Below are 16,561 nucleotides of genomic sequence, written 5' to 3' on the forward strand. Positions count from 1 at the left end.
GAAGGTGTCGAGATGATCATGCCCGGCGACAATGCCGAGCTGAACGTCGAGCTGATCACCCCGATCGCCATGGACCAGGGCCTGCGCTTCGCCATCCGCGAAGGCGGCCGCACGGTCGGCGCCGGCGTGGTGTCGAAGATCACCGAGTAAGCATGCTGGCGCGCTAACGCTCGCGACGCGGTCGCTCGCTTCTTGAGCGCTGCCTCAAGCCGCGAGCCTCCGCGAGGCGAGCACAGGCCAGACAAACAGGGCGGCCCCCGGGGAAATCCCCGGGGGCCGTTTTGCTGTGCGGGAGCTCCGAGGTGCCGCACAGACTTCCTTCACCATGAACGCTCACCGGCCTGAAACGGGCATCAGGCTAGGAGTTTCCGGGAAAGGCGATCCGTCATGGCTCGTCGAAGGACGGCCGAATGACTTCGCTCAAGGTTGATATCGCCGCCACAGAGACGCTGGGCGACGCAGACTGGGCGATCTGGCGTGCCATGCTGGAGGCCAATCCTGCGCTGGCCAGTCCCTATTTCCGACCGGAGTTCGCCCGGGTCGCCGGCGGAGCCTGCCCCGGGGCAGCGGTGGCGGTGTTCTCGCGCGGCGGTGAGACGGTCGGCTTCTTCCCGCATCAGCGGCGCGGCGGGGCGATGCAGCCGCTGGCGGCACCGATGAACGACTATCACGGCATCATCGCCTTTCCGGGCGAGGCCCCTTCGCTGGAGGAGGCCGCAGAGGTGCTGGGGGCTGCCCGTCTGAACCTGACCGCCTGGGTCGGGCCGACCGGGCTGGGTGAGGATCGGCGCACGGCCCAGGTCGAGCTGGACGATAGCGGCTATGACGGCTGGTACGCCGAGCGCCGCACGAGCTTCGGAAAATTCTTCAAGGACAAGGAACGTGCCCGGCGCAGCATGGAGGCTGAACTCGGGCCGCTGCGTGTTGAGCACGGGCTGCGCGATGCCGCCCTGCTCGACTGGCTGATCGACCTGAAGCGCGATCAATACCGGCGCACGGGTCGCCACGACATCTTCGCCTGTGGCTGGACCGCCGATCTGCTGCATGCCCTGCTGAAGGAAGAGGGCGAAGGCCTTGGTGCCTCCCTCGCTGCCCTGTGGGCCGGCGACCGGCTGACGGCGGTGGAGTATGCGCTGCACGCCGGCGACCAGTATCATTTCTGGTTTCCCGGCTATGAGCCCAGCCTCGCGCGCTGCTCTCCGGGCATCCTGCTGAGCCTGGACACCATGCGTCTGGCGTCGGCGCACGGCTATCGCACCTTCGACTTCGGGTTCGAGGGCGAGCACTACAAGAAGTATTTCTGCAACGGCTTCAAGGTGGTGCGCGAGGCGGTGGTGCTGAAGCCCGGCCTCGGCGCGACCATGAGCCAGGCGGCTGTCGGGGCGTTGAACCTGGCCGGATCCGGGCGCGGCGAACAGCTGCGCACCAGCGTCCGGCGTCGCTGGGCCGCCATCGAGGCCTGCGAGACCACGCCCGCTGCAAGAATGAAGGGTGCCATGCAGGCGGCGGGTGCCGCCCTTGCCAAGGCCCGCCCGTCCGCCATCCGCCTTCCGGCCTGAGACCGATGAAAAGCCATATCCAGACCCGCACCCGCTACGCCGGCCCGATCGCCGAAGCCGGGGTCCACCCCCACAGTCTGGTCGAACAGGGCTTCGCGACCGACGAAGCGCTGGCGGCCATGCTGGATCGCTATCCGGCCGAGCTGTTCGACATCAATCTGTATGACTATGACGACGAGGGTCAGGCCTCGCTGCGCACCGGCGTGCGCGGCAAGCTGGACGGTGCCGGGCTGCTGGCCGCGATCCAGCAGGGGCGGCTGTGGGTCAATCTGCGCTCGGTCGAGACCGGTTGGCCCGAACTGTGGGCCGCCGCCATGGGCGAGTTCGGCAAGGTCCGGGCGGCCTATCCGGGGCTGCGGGTGGTGAAGAACGCGGGTCAGCTGATCCTGTCCTCGCCCAAGGCGCGCGTACCCTACCATTTTGACCCCGCCGGGGTGGTGTTGTTCCATCTGCGCGGCCGCAAGCGGATCTTCGTCTATCCCGGCGACGAGTCCCACCTGGCCGAAGTCGATATGGAAAAGGTGGTGTCGCGCCAGACCGCCGAGGAACTGCCCTATGACCGCGCCTTCGAGGCCGATGCCCAGGTCATCGATCTGGAGCCGGGCCAGGCCCTGACCTGGCCGATCTATGCCCCGCACCGGGTCGAGAACCTCGACCGCTTCTGCGTCTCCCTGTCCATGGAGTTCCAGACCTGGCCGTCGCGCTTCCGCAACGGGGCCCTGTTCGCCAATGCCGTCCTGCGCAGCCGGGGTGGACGGCCGCGCATGACCGACCGCATGTCCACACCGGAGCTCGCGGCCCGCTGGGCCGCTTCGCTGGCCCTGAAGCGGGCAGGCACCCTGAAGAGCCGGCTGGAAACGTTCGAACGCGATTTCGAGCCGGAGGTCGGCGTCAAGGACGGGGCAGGGGCGTTGCGCGCCTGAACGCGCACCGGCCCGTTTCTTACAACGAGGTCATGACCTCGAATTAAAGTGACTTGGCGACAGGGCGGTCGCACCTTCCGGGCACAGTCCGGACAGGGAACCGCCACCATGAAACCCGTCATCGCTTCTGCCGTCATCACCGCTGCCGCCGTCCTGGCCGCCCCGGCCTTCGCCAAGCCGGGTCCCGAGATCGAAATCCGCCATGCCGTTGCGCGCGTGGCTGTGATCGTCGAGGACCGCACGGATGTCGCCGTTGAGGTCGAGCCGGGCACCTCGGGCCTTCCGGCCATCCGGGTATCCCGCGACGGCAATCAGGTCAGCATCGACGGCGGCCTGCGCCGCCGCGGCTTCCTCAACCGCAGCGACGGCATCCGGAACTGCCGGTCCGGCTCTGAGGAGGGGCAGCCCGGAGCCGGTGCCTCGGTTGAGGTCCGCGATATTGGCCGGATCAACCTTTCGGACGCACCCCTGATCGTCATCCGTACGCCCCGAAGCGTAAGCATCGACGCCTCGGGTGCTGTTTTCGGTTCCGTCGGGCGAGGGGCGGCCTCGGTCGACCTGGGCAACAGCGGCTGCGGGAACTGGAATGTCGCCAACACCGAGGGCCCGGTATCGCTCGGCATCTCGGGCACGGGCAATATCCGCGCCGGGACCTCAACGGCGCTCGAGGTCGGCCTTTCCGGCGCCGGGTCGGTGACCGCCGGCGCCACGGGGGCGCTGGACGTCTCCTTGTCGGGCGTCGGGAATGTCATTATCGCCCGTGTCGATGGCCCGGCAGACATCAGTGTCTCGGGTGCCGGGGATGTGGCGGTCCGGGCCGGCGCGGTCCCCAATCTGAGCGTCAGCGTCTCGGGCGTCGGCGATGTCGACTTCGAAGGTGTTGCCACGGACGTGGATGCTTCCGTCTCAGGGGCGGGCGACGTCAACATCGCCCGCGCGACCGGTTCGGTCGAACGTTCGGTCTCCGGCGTCGGGGACATTCGCATCGGCCGCTGATCACCCCCCTCAGCCGCCGCACGTGGGAAGGCCCGGGAGCGTGGAACCCTCCGGGCCTTCTTCACGTCTGCACATCGTCGAAAGACCGTCCCGACCCCGTTTCGCCGCTTGACGAAGCGGGACTCAATCGTCATAAGCGCCCACTCTTGTTGGACCGGCTGTGCATCCCGCGTGTTTTTGGGATGCAGACGCGGTTCGCAGGAACGACCTGAGACCCTGTTCTTTGCAGTGACCCAGGACTTCAACGGCCTTCGCGGTTCGCTGCGTGGGCCGATCGTTTTTGCGGACGTGCGTACTCTGAAGACCCTCGCGGTCTGAAGACTCCGGTCTTTGAAATGGTTCACAGGGACGCAGGTTCGCCTGCTTGGGAAATACGACCGATATGGATCAAAGCATCCGCATCAGGCTCAAGGCCTTCGATCACCGCGTCCTCGACTTTTCGACGCGCGAGATCGTCAACACCGCCAAGCGCACGGGCGCGACCGTTCGTGGTCCGATCCCGCTGCCGACCCTGATCGAAAAGTTCACCGTGAACCGCTCGCCGCACGTCGACAAGAAGTCGCGCGAGCAGTTTGAAATCCGCACGCACAAGCGTGTCCTCGATATCGTCGACCCCACCCCGCAGACTGTGGACGCGCTGATGAAGCTCGACCTGTCCGCCGGCGTGGATGTCGAGATCAAGATTTAATAAGAAAGAGGCGGGATCCGATGCGCACGGGCGTGATCGCCAAGAAACTGGGTATGACGCGTGTCTTCGCTGAAGACGGCGCGCATGTTCCAGTCACGATCTTGCAGCTGGATGGCTGTCAGGTCGTGGGTCAGCGGACTCAGGAGCGGGACGGCTACGTCGCCCTGCAGCTGGGTGCTGGCTCCAAAAAGGCCAAGAACACCAACAAGGCTCAGCGCGAATCTTTCGCCAAGCTTGAAGTTGAACCCAAGGCCTATGTCACCGAGTTCCGCATCGATGCGGACGCCATGATGGATGTGGGCTCCGAGTTCTCGGCGGACCATTTCGTCGCCGGCCAGAAGGTCGACGTCCAGGCCGAGACCATCGGCAAGGGCTTCGCCGGCGCCATGAAGCGCTGGAACTTCGGCGGTCTGCGGGCGACCCACGGCGTCTCGGTCTCGCACCGTTCGCACGGTTCGACCGGTCAGCGTCAGGATCCGGGCAAGACGTTCAAGGGCAAGAAGATGGCCGGCCACTACGGCACGGAAATCGTCACCACCCAGAACCTCACCGTGTTCCGCGTCGACGTCGAGCGTGGCCTGCTGCTGATCAAGGGCGCTGTCCCCGGTCACGAGGGCACCTGGGTCAAGGTTCGCGACGCCATCAAGAAGGCCCGTCCGGCCGACGCCCCGTTCCCCGGCGGCGTGAAGTCAAAGGGCGGTTCGGCTGCTGCGGCTCAACCGGCTGAAACGCCGGCTGAAGAGGCCCCGGCTGTCGAAACCACCGAAGGCGGTGAAGCGTAATGAAACTCCCGGTCATCAAACTCGACGGCAAGGCCGCCGGTGACGTTGCCCTGTCGGACGCCGTTTTCGGCATCACCGACATCCGCGGTGACATCCTGGCCCGTTACGTCAACTGGCAGCTGGCCAAGCGCCGTGCCGGCACCCACAAGGTCCAGACGCGGAACGAGAACTCGCGTACCGGCAAGAAGATGTACAAGCAGAAGGGAACCGGCGGCGCCCGTCACGGTTCGCGTCGCGCCCCGCAGTTCGTCGGTGGTTCGCGCGCCTTCGGCCCGGTCGTTCGCGACCACGGCTTCTCCCTGCCCAAGAAGGTTCGCGCCCTCGCCCTGCGTCACGCCCTGTCCGCCAAGGTCGTGGCCGGTGATCTGGTCGTCGTCGACAGCCTCACGCTGAAGGACGCCAAGACCGCCGGTCTGCGCGAAACCCTCGGCAAGCTGGGCTGGACCCGCACGCTGATCATCGCCGGTCCGGAAGTCGACACCAATTTCGGCCTGGCCGCCCGCAACATCCCGATGGTCAACGTCCTGCCGAACGCCGGCCTGAACGTTTACGACATCCTGCGCGCGGACAAGCTGGTGCTGACCAAGGCGGCTGTTGAAGCCATCGAAGCCACCTATGCCGACTACAAGCCCTCGCGCAGCGAAGTGGCCCGGTCGCAAGCCGTGAAGGGAGCCGCGTAATGGCCGGCGCTCAACCCACCGCCAAACACTACGACACCATCCTGGCTCCGATCATCACGGAGAAGGCCACGATCCTGTCGGAGCAGAACAAGGTCGTCTTCCGCGTTGCGGGGACCTCGACCAAGGACGAGATCGCCGCTGCGGTCGAGAGCCTGTTCAAGGTCAACGTCCTGAAGGTCAACACCCTGGTCCAGAAGGGCAAGACCAAGCGCTTCCGCGGCATCATGGGCCGTCGGGTCGACATCAAAAAAGCGATCGTGACGCTGGCTGAAGGCCAGTCGATCGACGTCACCACGGGGCTCTGATCAGATGGCCTTGAAAACCTACAATCCGACATCGCCGGGCCGTCGCGCCCTGGTGCTGATCGACCGTTCGGAGCTGCATAAGGGCCGCCCCGAGAAGTCGCTGACCGAAGGCCTGACCAAGTCGGGCGGCCGGGGTGCCGGCGGACGTATCGCCGTTCGCTTCCGCGGCGGTGGTGCCAAGACGCTGTACCGCAAGATCGACTTCAAGCGCCGGAAGTTCGCCACGGCGACCGTCGAGCGCCTGGAATACGATCCGAACCGGACCGCCTTCATCGCCCTCATCGTCTATGAGGACGGCGAAAAGGCCTACATCATCGCGCCGCAACGCCTGAAGGCGGGTGACTCGGTGGTCGCCGGCGAGAAGGTCGACGTGAAGCCGGGCAATGCGATGCCGCTGCGCTCGGTCCCGGTCGGCACGATCATCCACAACGTCGAAATGAAGCCGGGCAAGGGTGCCCAGCTGGCCCGCTCGGCCGGTGCCTACGCCCAGCTGGTCGGCCGCGACGCCGGCTACGCCCAGATCCGTCTGGGCTCGGGCGAGCTTCGCATGGTCCTGGACGGCTGCATGGCCACGGTGGGTGCGGTTTCGAACCCCGACCACATGAACCAGAACCTCGGCAAGGCCGGTCGTGTCCGTCACATGGGCTGGCGTCCGCACGTTCGCGGCGTTGCCATGAACCCGATCGACCACCCGCACGGTGGTGGTGAAGGCCGGACCTCTGGCGGTCGCACCCCGGTTACGCCGTGGGGCAAGGACACCAAGGGCACCCGCACCCGCAAGAACAAGGCGACGGACAAGTTCATCATCCGCACCCGCCACGTTAAGAAGGCTCGCTAAAGATGGCTCGCTCCTCCTGGAAAGGCCCGTTCGTCGACGGGTATCTGCTCAAGAAGGCCGACGCCGCTTCGACGTCGGGCCGCAAGGACGTGATCAAGACCTGGTCGCGCCGCTCCACCATCCTGCCGCAGTTTGTCGGCCTGACCTTCGGTGTCCACAACGGCCTCAAGCATGTGCCGGTGTCCGTCTCCGAGGAAATGGTCGGCATGAAGTTCGGCGAGTTCGCCCCGACCCGGAACTTCCCGGGCCACGCGGCGGACAAGAAGGCCAAAAGGAAGTAACTGATGGCCCAGACAAAAAACCCCCGTCGGGTCGCCCCGACCGAAGCGCGCGCCAAGCTGGTGAACGTCCGGATCAGCCCTCAGAAGCTGAACCTGGTCGCCCAGTCGATCCGCGGCCTGCCGGTGCAGAAGGCGCTGAACGAGCTGGAATTCAGCCGCAAGCGCATCGCCACCGACGTCCGCAAGGTGCTGTATTCGGCCGTTTCGAATGCCGAGAACAACCACAACCTCGACATCGACAACCTGGTCGTCGCCGAGGCCTTCGTGGGCAAGAACCTGGTGATGAAGCGTTTCGCGAGCCGTGCTCGTGGTCGCTCGTCGCGCATCCTGAAACCTTTCGCGGAGATCACCATCGTGGTCCGCGAAGCCGGTGAGGCCGCCTGATGGGTCAGAAAGTCAATCCGATCGGTCTGCGCCTCGGCGTCAACCGCACCTGGGACAGCCGCTGGTTCGCCCGCGGCCCCGAATACGCCCGGCTCCTGCACCAGGACCTCAAGCTGCGTACGTGGCTTAAGGAACGCCTGAACGCTGCCGGCGTGTCGCGCATCATCATCGAGCGTCCGCACAAGAAATGCCGCGTGACGATCTACGCCGCCCGTCCGGGTGTCGTGATCGGCAAGAAGGGCGCTGACATCGAGAAGCTCCGCAAGGACATCTCGGCGCGCACCGAGGGTGAGGTCCACCTGAACATCGTCGAAGTGCGCAAGCCCGAGACGGACGCCCAGCTGATCGCCGAGAACATCGCGCAGCAGCTGGAACGCCGGATCGCCTTCCGTCGCGCCATGAAGCGTTCGATGCAGTCGGCCATGCGTCTCGGCGCCAAGGGCGTTCGCATCAACGTGTCGGGCCGCCTCGGCGGCGCGGAAATCGCGCGGATGGAATGGTATCGCGAAGGCCGTGTGCCGCTGCACACCCTGCGCGCCGACATCGACTACGGCTTCATCCAGGCCAAGACGACCTACGGCATCATCGGTGTCAAAGTCTGGGTCTTCAAGGGTGAGGTGCTCGAGCACGATCCGATGGCCCAGGACAAGCGCTGGGCTGCCGAGGCTGCTGGTCCGTCGTCCAACGAAGGCCGTGAACGCGGCGGTCCCCGTGGTGATCGCGGTCCGCGCCGCGACCGGGCACGTGAGAGCTAAGTCATGCTGCAACCGAAGAAAACCAAATACCGCAAGGCCTTCAAGGGCCGCATTCACGGTGCTGCCAAGGGCGGCTTCTCGCTGAACTTCGGGTCCTATGGCCTGAAGACGGTGGAGCCGGAGCGCATCACGGCGCGTCAGATCGAGGCGGCTCGCCGCGCGATCACCCGCCAGATGAAGCGCCAGGGCCGTGTCTGGATCCGCGTGTTCCCCGACCTGCCCGTCACGGGCAAGCCGGCCGAGGTCCGCATGGGCAAGGGCAAGGGCGCCGTGGATCACTGGGCGGCGCGCTGCCACCCGGGCCGGATCCTGTTTGAAATCGACGGCGTGCCGGACGACATCGCCCGTGAGGCCCTGCGTCTCGGTGCCGCCAAGCTGCCGGTCCGTACGAAGGTGGTCACCCGCATCGACGCCGGTATCTCGAATGTGGAGCACGCAGGCGCATGACCAAGATCGCCGACCTCCGGGCACAGACGCCCGACCAGCTGTCTGACGAGCTGCTGAAGCTCAAGAAGGAACAGTTCAACCTGCGCTTCCAGGCCGCGACCGGCCAGATGGAAAAGACCCATCGCGTGTCGGAAGTGCGCAAGGACATCGCCCGCATTTCCACGCTCCTGCGTGCAAATCGCGCCGCGGTTTAAGGAAACGAAGATGCCGAAACGAGTTCTCGAAGGCGTGGTCGTCTCCGACAAGGGCGACAAGACGGTCGTCGTCGTCGTTCAACGCACGCTGCTGCACCCGGTCCTGAAAAAGATCGTGCGCCTGTCCAAGAAGTATCACGCTCATGACGAAGCCAACGCCCTCAAGGTGGGCGATCAGGCCCGCATCATCGAGTGCGCCCCCAAGTCCAAGCTGAAGCGCTGGGAAGTCCTGTCGGACTCCTCGGCCTCGGCTTCGTAATCAGAAAGATCTGATCCTATGATCCAGATGCAAACTAACCTGGAGGTAGCCGATAATTCGGGTGCTCGCCGGGTCATGTGCATCAAGGTGTTGGGCGGCTCCAAGCGCCGCTACGCCTCGGTGGGCGACACCATTGTCGCTTCGGTGAAGGAAGCGATTCCTCGCGGCCGCGTGAAGAAGGGCGACGTCGTGCGCGCCATCGTTGTGCGCACCGCCAAGGACATCATGCGCAAGGACGGCTCGGTCATCCGTTTCGACAAGTCGGCCGCCGTCATCGTCAACAAGCAGAACGAGCCGGTCGGCACCCGGATCTTCGGCCCGGTTCCCCGCGAACTGCGCGCCAAGAACCACATGAAGATCATCTCTCTGGCTCCGGAGGTCCTGTAGTCATGGCCGCCAAGATCAAGACCGGCGACAACGTCGTGGTGCTCACAGGCAAGGACAAGGGCCGCACCGGCAAGGTGACCAAGGTCCTGCCGACCACGAACCGCGTCATGGTGCAGGGGATCAATATGGTCCAGCGCCACACCCGCCCGACCCAGGCCGACCCCCAGGGCGGCATCAAGAACAAGGAAGCGTCGCTTCACCTGTCGAACGTCGCGATCGCCGACGCCAACGGCAAGCCGGCCCGCGTCGGCTTCCGCATGGAAGGTGACAAGAAGGTTCGCTTCGCCAAGACGACGGGAGACGTCATCTGATGGCCGAGACCAAATACACCCCGCGCCTCAAGGGCGAGTACAACGACCGCATCAAGGGCGTGCTGACCGAGAAGTTCGGCTACACCAACCCGATGCAGATGCCCCGGCTGGACAAGATCGTCCTCAACATGGGCATCGGTGAAGCCGTGGCAGACTCCAAGAAGGCCACTGCGGCCCTCAAGGACCTGGCCGCGATCGCCGGTCAGAAGCCTGTTGCCACCAAGGCCCGTAACTCCATCGCCGGCTTCAAGCTGCGCGAAGGCATGGTCATCGGCGGCAAGGTCACGCTGCGCGGCGACCAGATGTACGAGTTCCTCGACCGCCTGATCACGATCGCGCTGCCGCGCGTGAAGGATTTCCGCGGCCTGAAGCCGACCTCGTTCGACGGTCGCGGCAACTACGCCATGGGCCTCAAGGAACACATCGTGTTCCCCGAGATCAACTACGACCAGATCGACCAGATGTGGGGCATGGACATCATCGTCTGCACCACGGCCAGGACTGATGACGAAGCCCGCGCGCTTCTCACCGAGTTCAAGTTCCCGTTCGTGACGAACTGAGCGGGAAGGGAAAGAAACCATGGCTAAGAAAAGCGCCGTAAACCGCAACGAGATGGTCAAGGCCCTTGTCGCGAAATACGCCGACAAGCGGGCCGCCCTCAAGGCGACCGCCAACAATGAATCCCTGCCTCTCGAGGAGCGTTTCGAAGCGCGTCTCAAGCTGGCCAAGCTGCCGCGCAACTCGGCCGCCAACCGGATTCGCAACCGCTGCGAAGTGACGGGCCGTCCGCGGGCCTTCTATCGCAAGCTCAAGATGAGCCGTATCGCGCTTCGTGAACTCGGCAACCTGGGTCAGATCCCGGGTCTGACCAAGTCGAGCTGGTAAGGGGAGCGACAGACATGATGATCAACGATCCCCTGAGCGACATGATCGCTCGCATCCGGAACGCGCACATGCGCAAGCGTTCCAAGGTGCTCACCCCGGCCTCCCGCCTGCGCCAGCGCGTCCTCGACGTGCTGCAGGACGAAGGCTACATCCGCGGTTACGCCCTGGTTCAGAACCCCGGCGAGTTCCCGCAGTTCGAGATCGAGCTCAAGTATTTCGACGGCCAGCCGGTCATCGCCGAGATCGCCCGCGTGTCCAAGCCGGGCCGCCGCGTCTACTCCGCGATCTCCGACCTGAAGCCGATCAAGAACGGCCTCGGCATCTCGATCCTCTCCACGTCCAAGGGCGTCATGTCGGACACCGCGGCTCGCGAAGCCAAGGTGGGCGGCGAAGTCCTCTGCAGGGTCTACTAAGATGTCCCGTATCGGAAAACGCACCATTGAAGTGCCGAAGGGCGTGACCGTCACGCTCGACGGCCAGACGGTCTCGGTGAAGGGTCCCAAGGGCCAGCGCTCCTGGACGGTCGCCGACGAGATCGAGGTCACCCAGGCCGAAGACGGCCTGCACCTGGCGATCCGTGAGGACAACCAGCGTTCGCGGGCCATGTGGGGTCTGTCGCGGACCCTGGTCGACAACATGGTCGTCGGCGTCACCACCGGGTTTGAAAAGAGCCTGGACCTGGTCGGCGTCGGCTATCGTGCCGCGATGAAGGGCGATGCCCTGTCGCTGCAACTCGGCTTCTCCCACGAGGTCGACATCCAGCCGCCTGCCGGTGTCACCTTCGCGGTGCCCAAGCAGACGGAAATCAAGATCTCCGGTGCCGACAAACAGGCCGTGGGTCAGATCGCCGCCGTCATCCGCAAGCTGCGTCCGCCGGAGCCCTACAAGGGCAAGGGCGTCCGCTACACGGGCGAAAAGGTCCGGCGCAAGGAAGGCAAGAAGAAGTAGGTCATGGCTCTCTCTCTTCGACAACAAGCCCAGCGCCGCACCGAGCGCACTCGCCGTCGCCTGAAGGCTGTGGCCAACGGACGTCTGCGTCTGTCGGTGCACCGTTCGGACAAGAACATCTCGGCCCAGATCATCGACGACCTGAACGGCGTCACGATCGCTTCGGCCTCCTCGCTGGAAGGCGAGAAGGGCAAGAAGATCAAGGGTTCGAACGTCGCCGCCGCTGCCCTGATCGGCAAGCTGGTCGCCGAACGCGCCATGGAGAAGGGCGTCAAGGACGTCGTCTTCGATCGCGGCGGCTATATCTATCACGGACGGGTGAAGGCGCTGGCAGATGCCGCGCGTGAAGCCGGCCTGAATTTCTAAGGGACGCGACAGATGGCGCAAACACCCCAACGTGGCGGCGGCGGCAACGATCGCAATCGTCGTGACAACCGCAACGCTCCTGTCGAAGGTCCGGAATCGGACATCGTCGAAAAGCTGGTGCACATCAATCGCGTCGCGGCCACGGTCAAGGGCGGACGCCGGTTCTCCTTCGCGGCCCTGATGGTCGTCGGCGACGGCAAGGGCCGCGTCGGTTTCGGTCACGGCAAGGCGCGTGAAGTGCCGGAAGCCATCCGCAAGGCGACCGAGGAAGCCAAGAAGACCATGATCCGCGTTCCGCTTCGCGAGAACCGCACCCTGCACCACGACGGCAACGGCCGTTGGGGCGCCGGCAAGATCATGATGCGCGCTGCCCCTCCCGGCACCGGCGTCATCGCCGGCGGTCCGATGCGTGCCGTGCTCGAAACCCTCGGCGTCCAGGACGTCGTGGGCAAGTCGACCGGTTCCTCGAACCCCTACAACATGATCCGCGCCACGTTCGAGGCCCTCAAGGTCCAGTCGTCGCCCCGTCAGGTCGCGTCCAAGCGCGGCAAGAAGGTCGCCGATCTGATGGGTCGTCGCAATGACGGCGCCTCGGCTGTGGAAGCCGCGCCTGAAGCCCAGGAAGCCTGACCATGGCCAAGACCGAATCCAAAGCCACCGTCACCGTTCGTCAGACCGGCAGCCCGATCCGTCGCAAGTCGGACCAGCGCGCCACCCTGATGGGCCTGGGTCTCAACCGCATGGGCCGCGAGTCCACGCTGGAAGACACCCCCTCGGTCCGCGGCATGATCGCCAAGGTCGCGCACCTGACCGAGATCGTCGAGAAGTAGTCGCCATTGGGCGGTTGGTGTCATCACCGGCCGTCTGTTTGGCGAAGTGGTTAGTGACTGGTGATTAGTGGTTGGGATGTCGCAACGCGGGTGACCCGCAACCCCTAATCACCAGCCACTAATCACTCAAAACAAACACAGCCGAGTCCGCTGACACAGCGGGCGCTAGCACCCGAAAGGATCAGGCACATGAAACTGAACGAAATTCGCGACAACGAAGGCGCCCACAAGAAGCGCATGCGCGTCGGCCGCGGCCCGGGCTCGGGCAAGGGCAAGACCGCCGGTCGCGGCGTCAAGGGCCAGAAGTCGCGTTCGGGCGTCGCCATCGGCGGCTTCGAAGGCGGCCAGATGCCGCTCTACATGCGGATGCCCAAGCGCGGCTTCAACAACGCCAATGCCCTGAAGCTGGCCGAAGTGAACCTGTGGCGTCTGCAGGACGCCGTCGACGCCGGCAAGATCGACATCAAGGGCGAGATCAAGGGCGACGCCCTGGTGGCCGCCGGTGTGATCCGCCGAGTCAAGGACGGCGTTCGTATCCTCGGCACCGGCGAGATCAAGGCCAAGCTGAACCTGGTCGTCTGGTCGGCCTCGGCCGGCGCCGTCAAGGCGATCGAGGCCGCCGGCGGCACGATCGTCCAGGAGCGTATTGCCGCAGAAGCCAAGGCTGCTGCCCGCATCGAGAAGCGCAATGCTGCCAAGGGCAAGGCCCCGCCGGCCAAGGCCCCGCGCGGCGACGCGAACAAGATCTCGGCCCGCACCGCACGGACGGCCGCGAAGAAATAAGCTTGAAGGGCACCCTCGCTAAGCGGGTGCCCTTCGCCTATCTGGACGAAGGCGCGGGATTCACGTCCGATGCGCCGCGTTCTGACAAGTCGGGGTGACGAGACATGGCTTCGGCCGCCGAACAACTCGCAGCAAACATGAACATGGGCTCGTTCGCCAAGGCGACCGAGCTGCACAAACGTCTGCTGTTCACGATCATGGCGCTTCTGATCTATCGCATCGGCACCTATGTGCCGGTGCCCGGGATCAATTCCGAAGCCTTCCTGGCCTTCTTCCAGAACCCGGACAGCCAGCGCGGCGTGCTGGACATGGTCAACATGTTCTCCGGCGGGGCCGTTGAGCGGTTCGCAGTCTTCGCCCTGAACGTGATGCCCTACATCTCGGCGTCGATCATCGTCCAGCTGATGGGCGCCGTGTATCCGCCCTGGGAGAAGCTGAAGAAGGAAGGCGGCGAGAGCGGTCGCAAGCAGCTGAACCAGTACACCCGCTATCTGACCGTGGTGCTGGCCCTGTTCCAGTCGACCGGCATTGCCTTCGGCCTGAATGCGCAGCCCAATCTGATCGACCAGCCCGGTCTGTTCTTCATCGTCTCGACGGTCACCGTCCTGACCGGCGGCACCATGTTCCTGATGTGGCTCGGTGAGCAGGTGACGGCGCGCGGCGTCGGCAACGGCATCTCGCTGATCATCTTCGCCGGGATCGTGGCGGTCCTGCCGGGCACTGTGGCCCGCATGTTCGGCCTCGCCCAGCAGGGTCAGATCTCGGCCTTCACCCTGCTGTTCGTCGCCGCCATGTCGATCGCCGTGGTCGTCTTCATCGTCTTCATGGAACGCGCCCAGCGTCGGCTGCTGATCCAGTATCCCAAGCGCCAGGAAGGCAACCGGATGGCGGGTGGTGAACGCTCGTTCCTGCCGCTGAAGGTCAACACCGCCGGCGTCATCCCGCCGATCTTCGCCTCGTCGCTGCTGATGCTGCCGACCACGGTCGCCCAGATGACGGCCAATGCCGATCTACCCGCCTGGATGGGCTGGCTGCCGCTGGTCACCGCCCAGATGCAACACGGCCAGCCCGTGTTCATGGTGCTGTACGGCGCGCTGATCATCTTCTTCTGTTTCTTCTACACCTCGATCACCTTCAATCCGGAGGACACGGCCGAGAACCTGCGCAAATACGGCGGCTTCCTGCCGGGCATCCGTCCGGGCAAGCGGACGGCCGAGTATCTGGACTATGTCCTCACGCGCCTGACCGTGATCGGGGCGGCCTACATCACGGCGGTCTGCCTGTTGCCCGAGCTGATGATGGCCAACTCCGGCATGGGCTCTGCGGTCATCGGGGGCACCTCGATCCTGATCGTGGTGTCGGTGACCATGGACACCGTCGCCCAGATCCAGTCCCAGCTGCTGGCCCACCAGTACGAAGGCCTGATCAAGAAGGCCAAATTGCGTGGTCGGGGCCGGACAGCCGGCAAGGGCGTCTCCGCCCCCGCCCGGCGATAGAGCCGGTCGGGGAGGGCCGTCATGAACCTGATCCTGTTCGGACCGCCTGCGGCGGGCAAGGGTACCCAGGCCAAGAGACTGGTCGAGACCCGCGGCATGGTGCAGCTGTCGACCGGTGACATGCTGCGCGAGGCGATCGCCTCAGGTTCCGAACTGGGCCGCGAGTGTCAGGCGATCATGTCACGCGGCGATCTGGTGTCCGACGCCATCGTCATCGCCCTGATCGAGGCCCGGCTCAAGGAAGCCGGGGACGCCGGCGGGGCGATCTTCGACGGCTTCCCGCGTACTGTGGCCCAGGCTGTGGCCCTCGATGCCATGCTGGCCAAGCTCGGCAAGCAGATCGACCATGTCATCCGGCTGAAGGTCGATGATGCCGCCCTCCTGGACCGCGTCGCCGTGCGTTTCGCCGACCAGGGCCGCCCGGACGACAATCCGGACAGTTTCAAGGTCCGGCTGGACGCCTACAACCGCAACACCGCGCCGCTGCTGCCCTATTATGCGGACAGGGGTTTGCTGAGCGAGATCGATGGCATGGGCCCCATCGCGACCGTCGCCGCGGCCATCGACACTGTGCTGGACGGCGCCGTCGCCTGAGCCTGAACGGACCGGTTCCCTGTCCCGCGCGGCCGCCCGTGCGTGATAGTATCGTCCGGTGAAGTCTGAAGCCCCACTGCTGCACAGGGACCGGCTGCGCAAGCTGGGTGTCGTCCTCGGCGTCAGCGCCGCGCATCTGCTTGTCTTCAGTGTCATGGGGCGCACCGCCGAGCCGGCCCGGCCGCCGGTGCCGGCGTCCCCGATCCAGGTCTTCCTGTTCCGCCCGCCGCCCCCGCCGTCGCCGCCGTCCGTCAAGGCTGCGCGCGTTCCGGGCGGCTCTGCCCCGGCGGCACCCTCGCGGATCCATCTTCCGACTATGCCGGCCGACAGGCTGCCGGAACTGCCCGCGCCGCCGGTCCAGGCACCCGAGCCGGCCCTGGTCGTCGGACAGGCACCGGTCGCCGGCCCGATCCCGGCGATGGGGCAGGGGGGGGCAGGGGTCGGAACCGGCTCGGGCGACGGCAACGGCTCCGGATCCGGCGGTATCGGGCCCATGATCCTGCGCCCCGCCACCTCGGCCGAAATCGAGTCGGTCGCCCCGCCGCCGGTCCGGGGCAGGCGCCGGCCGGCGGGCCGGGTCGTGGTCAATTGCGTCATTCGCACCGACCAGCGTCTCGACGACTGCCGGATCGTCGAGGAAAGCCCTCGCGGTTTCGGGTTCGGCGAGCAGGCGCTGAGAGCCACCGCCTTCTTCCGCTTTCGCCCGCCCATGACCGCCGCCGGTCGGCCGATCGAGGGCCAGCGGGTCACCACCTTCGTCAGCATGGGCGGCCGCGACGGGCGCTGAGACCGGGGCCAGGGGGCGGTAACCCGTTGACGAGCCATGAATCCCCTGTATAAGGCCCGCTTCCGCGAAGGACGTCGGCGCTC

Annotated in this window: 26 protein-coding genes and 2 pseudogenes; all 28 read left to right on the forward strand. The window is 65.6% G+C overall.

What is annotated here, in order from left to right; all coding sequences use genetic code 11:
• Positions 1-150, forward strand: a pseudogene (tuf, locus tag Q0053_RS06795) (elongation factor Tu); the annotation flags it as partial.
• A 260-nt stretch (positions 151-410) separates the two neighbouring features.
• Positions 411-1,559, forward strand: coding sequence for a GNAT family N-acetyltransferase (locus tag Q0053_RS06800; RefSeq protein ID WP_298097822.1), 1,149 nt, complete (start codon positions 411-413; stop codon positions 1,557-1,559).
• A 5-nt stretch (positions 1,560-1,564) separates the two neighbouring features.
• Complete coding sequence (locus Q0053_RS06805; protein ID WP_298097825.1) at positions 1,565-2,482, forward strand: cupin-like domain-containing protein; 918 nt, start codon at positions 1,565-1,567, stop codon at positions 2,480-2,482.
• A gap of 108 nt (positions 2,483-2,590) precedes the next feature.
• Entirely contained in the window at positions 2,591-3,478 is an 888-nt protein-coding gene (locus Q0053_RS06810; RefSeq protein WP_298097828.1) for a DUF2807 domain-containing protein, read from the forward strand.
• Between the two features lie 382 nt (positions 3,479-3,860).
• Positions 3,861-4,166, forward strand: a complete 306-nt coding sequence (gene rpsJ / locus Q0053_RS06815) for a 30S ribosomal protein S10 (RefSeq protein WP_003164367.1) — start codon at positions 3,861-3,863, stop codon at positions 4,164-4,166.
• Between the two features lie 20 nt (positions 4,167-4,186).
• Positions 4,187-4,948, forward strand: a complete 762-nt coding sequence (rplC, locus tag Q0053_RS06820; protein WP_298097831.1) for a 50S ribosomal protein L3 — start codon at positions 4,187-4,189, stop codon at positions 4,946-4,948.
• Positions 4,948-5,628, forward strand: a complete 681-nt coding sequence (gene rplD, locus Q0053_RS06825) for a 50S ribosomal protein L4 (RefSeq protein ID WP_298097834.1) — start codon at positions 4,948-4,950, stop codon at positions 5,626-5,628. The genes rplC and rplD overlap by 1 nt, the downstream gene beginning before the upstream one ends.
• Positions 5,628-5,933: a 50S ribosomal protein L23 gene (locus tag Q0053_RS06830; RefSeq protein ID WP_298097836.1), complete on the forward strand. Its 306-nt coding sequence runs from the start codon at positions 5,628-5,630 to the stop codon at positions 5,931-5,933. Before rplD ends, Q0053_RS06830 begins: the two co-directional genes overlap by 1 nt.
• A 4-nt stretch (positions 5,934-5,937) precedes the next feature.
• Positions 5,938-6,771, forward strand: coding sequence for a 50S ribosomal protein L2 (gene rplB / locus Q0053_RS06835; protein WP_284223194.1), 834 nt, complete (start codon positions 5,938-5,940; stop codon positions 6,769-6,771).
• A gap of 2 nt (positions 6,772-6,773) precedes the next feature.
• On the forward strand, positions 6,774-7,052 hold the full coding sequence (gene rpsS, locus Q0053_RS06840; RefSeq protein WP_298097839.1) for a 30S ribosomal protein S19: 279 nt from the start codon (positions 6,774-6,776) through the stop codon (positions 7,050-7,052).
• Positions 7,053-7,055: 3 nt separating this feature from the next.
• A complete protein-coding gene (gene rplV / locus Q0053_RS06845; protein WP_056450358.1) occupies positions 7,056-7,436 on the forward strand; it encodes a 50S ribosomal protein L22 in 381 nt (126 codons plus the stop codon).
• Positions 7,436-8,191, forward strand: coding sequence for a 30S ribosomal protein S3 (gene rpsC, locus Q0053_RS06850; protein WP_298097842.1), 756 nt, complete (start codon positions 7,436-7,438; stop codon positions 8,189-8,191). Before rplV ends, rpsC begins: the two co-directional genes overlap by 1 nt.
• A 3-nt stretch (positions 8,192-8,194) precedes the next feature.
• Positions 8,195-8,638, forward strand: coding sequence for a 50S ribosomal protein L16 (gene rplP / locus Q0053_RS06855; protein WP_298097845.1), 444 nt, complete (start codon positions 8,195-8,197; stop codon positions 8,636-8,638).
• Positions 8,635-8,832: a 50S ribosomal protein L29 gene (gene rpmC / locus Q0053_RS06860; RefSeq protein ID WP_298097848.1), complete on the forward strand. Its 198-nt coding sequence runs from the start codon at positions 8,635-8,637 to the stop codon at positions 8,830-8,832. The genes rplP and rpmC overlap by 4 nt, the downstream gene beginning before the upstream one ends.
• A gap of 10 nt (positions 8,833-8,842) precedes the next feature.
• Positions 8,843-9,091 (forward strand): 30S ribosomal protein S17, encoded by a 249-nt coding sequence (rpsQ, locus tag Q0053_RS06865; protein ID WP_055832150.1) that lies wholly within the window; start codon positions 8,843-8,845, stop codon positions 9,089-9,091.
• Positions 9,092-9,109: 18 nt separating this feature from the next.
• Entirely contained in the window at positions 9,110-9,478 is a 369-nt protein-coding gene (rplN, locus tag Q0053_RS06870; RefSeq protein WP_055832151.1) for a 50S ribosomal protein L14, read from the forward strand.
• 2 nt (positions 9,479-9,480) lie between these two features.
• On the forward strand, positions 9,481-9,789 hold the full coding sequence (rplX, locus tag Q0053_RS06875; protein ID WP_298097852.1) for a 50S ribosomal protein L24: 309 nt from the start codon (positions 9,481-9,483) through the stop codon (positions 9,787-9,789).
• On the forward strand, positions 9,789-10,349 hold the full coding sequence (gene rplE, locus Q0053_RS06880; RefSeq protein ID WP_298097855.1) for a 50S ribosomal protein L5: 561 nt from the start codon (positions 9,789-9,791) through the stop codon (positions 10,347-10,349). The genes rplX and rplE overlap by 1 nt, the downstream gene beginning before the upstream one ends.
• Positions 10,350-10,368: 19 nt before the next feature.
• Positions 10,369-10,674, forward strand: coding sequence for a 30S ribosomal protein S14 (gene rpsN, locus Q0053_RS06885; protein WP_055832157.1), 306 nt, complete (start codon positions 10,369-10,371; stop codon positions 10,672-10,674).
• 14 nt (positions 10,675-10,688) lie between these two features.
• Entirely contained in the window at positions 10,689-11,087 is a 399-nt protein-coding gene (rpsH, locus tag Q0053_RS06890; protein ID WP_292030131.1) for a 30S ribosomal protein S8, read from the forward strand.
• Between the two features lies 1 nt (position 11,088).
• Positions 11,089-11,622 carry a 50S ribosomal protein L6 gene (rplF, locus tag Q0053_RS06895; RefSeq protein WP_298097857.1) on the forward strand — a complete coding sequence of 178 codons (534 nt, stop codon included), beginning with the start codon at positions 11,089-11,091 and terminating at the stop codon, positions 11,620-11,622.
• 3 nt (positions 11,623-11,625) lie between these two features.
• On the forward strand, positions 11,626-11,988 hold the full coding sequence (gene rplR / locus Q0053_RS06900) for a 50S ribosomal protein L18 (RefSeq protein ID WP_298097859.1): 363 nt from the start codon (positions 11,626-11,628) through the stop codon (positions 11,986-11,988).
• Between the two features lie 12 nt (positions 11,989-12,000).
• The gene (rpsE, locus tag Q0053_RS06905) at positions 12,001-12,618 is read left to right on the forward strand and encodes a 30S ribosomal protein S5 (protein WP_298097862.1); all 618 of its coding nucleotides are present in this window, start codon (positions 12,001-12,003) and stop codon (positions 12,616-12,618) included.
• A gap of 2 nt (positions 12,619-12,620) precedes the next feature.
• Complete coding sequence (rpmD, locus tag Q0053_RS06910; RefSeq protein WP_056615260.1) at positions 12,621-12,818, forward strand: 50S ribosomal protein L30; 198 nt, start codon at positions 12,621-12,623, stop codon at positions 12,816-12,818.
• A 189-nt stretch (positions 12,819-13,007) separates the two neighbouring features.
• Positions 13,008-13,454, forward strand: a pseudogene (rplO, locus tag Q0053_RS06915) (50S ribosomal protein L15); the annotation flags it as partial.
• 251 nt (positions 13,455-13,705) lie between these two features.
• Positions 13,706-15,097, forward strand: a complete 1,392-nt coding sequence (gene secY / locus Q0053_RS06920) for a preprotein translocase subunit SecY (protein ID WP_298097865.1) — start codon at positions 13,706-13,708, stop codon at positions 15,095-15,097.
• A gap of 21 nt (positions 15,098-15,118) precedes the next feature.
• On the forward strand, positions 15,119-15,691 hold the full coding sequence (locus Q0053_RS06925) for an adenylate kinase (RefSeq protein ID WP_298097868.1): 573 nt from the start codon (positions 15,119-15,121) through the stop codon (positions 15,689-15,691).
• Between the two features lie 58 nt (positions 15,692-15,749).
• Entirely contained in the window at positions 15,750-16,478 is a 729-nt protein-coding gene (locus Q0053_RS06930) for a TonB family protein (protein WP_298097870.1), read from the forward strand.
• The last annotated feature ends 83 nt before the right edge of the window (positions 16,479-16,561 follow it).

The sequence above is a fragment of the Brevundimonas sp. genome (assembly GCF_027487935.1).
Classification (GTDB): Bacteria; Pseudomonadota; Alphaproteobacteria; order Caulobacterales; family Caulobacteraceae; genus Brevundimonas.

Bases quoted from the DNA above. Each gene is read 5' to 3' on its own strand.
- Q0053_RS06830 (WP_298097836.1), top strand. From the start codon at position 5,628: ATGGCCGGCGCTCAACCCACCGCCAAACACTACGACACCATCCTGGCT.
- rpsH (WP_292030131.1), top strand. From the start codon at position 10,689: ATGATGATCAACGATCCCCTGAGCGACATGATCGCTCGCATCCGGAAC.
- rpsN (WP_055832157.1), top strand. From the start codon at position 10,369: ATGGCTAAGAAAAGCGCCGTAAACCGCAACGAGATGGTCAAGGCCCTT.
- Q0053_RS06800 (WP_298097822.1), top strand. From the start codon at position 411: ATGACTTCGCTCAAGGTTGATATCGCCGCCACAGAGACGCTGGGCGAC.
- rplN (WP_055832151.1), top strand. From the start codon at position 9,110: ATGATCCAGATGCAAACTAACCTGGAGGTAGCCGATAATTCGGGTGCT.
- secY (WP_298097865.1), top strand. From the start codon at position 13,706: ATGGCTTCGGCCGCCGAACAACTCGCAGCAAACATGAACATGGGCTCG.
- rpsQ (WP_055832150.1), top strand. From the start codon at position 8,843: ATGCCGAAACGAGTTCTCGAAGGCGTGGTCGTCTCCGACAAGGGCGAC.
- rplD (WP_298097834.1), top strand. From the start codon at position 4,948: ATGAAACTCCCGGTCATCAAACTCGACGGCAAGGCCGCCGGTGACGTT.
- rplE (WP_298097855.1), top strand. From the start codon at position 9,789: ATGGCCGAGACCAAATACACCCCGCGCCTCAAGGGCGAGTACAACGAC.
- rpsC (WP_298097842.1), top strand. From the start codon at position 7,436: ATGGGTCAGAAAGTCAATCCGATCGGTCTGCGCCTCGGCGTCAACCGC.
- rplC (WP_298097831.1), top strand. From the start codon at position 4,187: ATGCGCACGGGCGTGATCGCCAAGAAACTGGGTATGACGCGTGTCTTC.
- Q0053_RS06925 (WP_298097868.1), top strand. From the start codon at position 15,119: ATGAACCTGATCCTGTTCGGACCGCCTGCGGCGGGCAAGGGTACCCAG.
- rplP (WP_298097845.1), top strand. From the start codon at position 8,195: ATGCTGCAACCGAAGAAAACCAAATACCGCAAGGCCTTCAAGGGCCGC.
- rpsE (WP_298097862.1), top strand. From the start codon at position 12,001: ATGGCGCAAACACCCCAACGTGGCGGCGGCGGCAACGATCGCAATCGT.
- rplF (WP_298097857.1), top strand. From the start codon at position 11,089: ATGTCCCGTATCGGAAAACGCACCATTGAAGTGCCGAAGGGCGTGACC.
- rpmD (WP_056615260.1), top strand. From the start codon at position 12,621: ATGGCCAAGACCGAATCCAAAGCCACCGTCACCGTTCGTCAGACCGGC.
- rpmC (WP_298097848.1), top strand. From the start codon at position 8,635: ATGACCAAGATCGCCGACCTCCGGGCACAGACGCCCGACCAGCTGTCT.
- rpsS (WP_298097839.1), top strand. From the start codon at position 6,774: ATGGCTCGCTCCTCCTGGAAAGGCCCGTTCGTCGACGGGTATCTGCTC.
- rpsJ (WP_003164367.1), top strand. From the start codon at position 3,861: ATGGATCAAAGCATCCGCATCAGGCTCAAGGCCTTCGATCACCGCGTC.
- rplV (WP_056450358.1), top strand. From the start codon at position 7,056: ATGGCCCAGACAAAAAACCCCCGTCGGGTCGCCCCGACCGAAGCGCGC.
- rplR (WP_298097859.1), top strand. From the start codon at position 11,626: ATGGCTCTCTCTCTTCGACAACAAGCCCAGCGCCGCACCGAGCGCACT.
- rplX (WP_298097852.1), top strand. From the start codon at position 9,481: ATGGCCGCCAAGATCAAGACCGGCGACAACGTCGTGGTGCTCACAGGC.
- rplB (WP_284223194.1), top strand. From the start codon at position 5,938: ATGGCCTTGAAAACCTACAATCCGACATCGCCGGGCCGTCGCGCCCTG.
- Q0053_RS06810 (WP_298097828.1), top strand. From the start codon at position 2,591: ATGAAACCCGTCATCGCTTCTGCCGTCATCACCGCTGCCGCCGTCCTG.
- Q0053_RS06805 (WP_298097825.1), top strand. From the start codon at position 1,565: ATGAAAAGCCATATCCAGACCCGCACCCGCTACGCCGGCCCGATCGCC.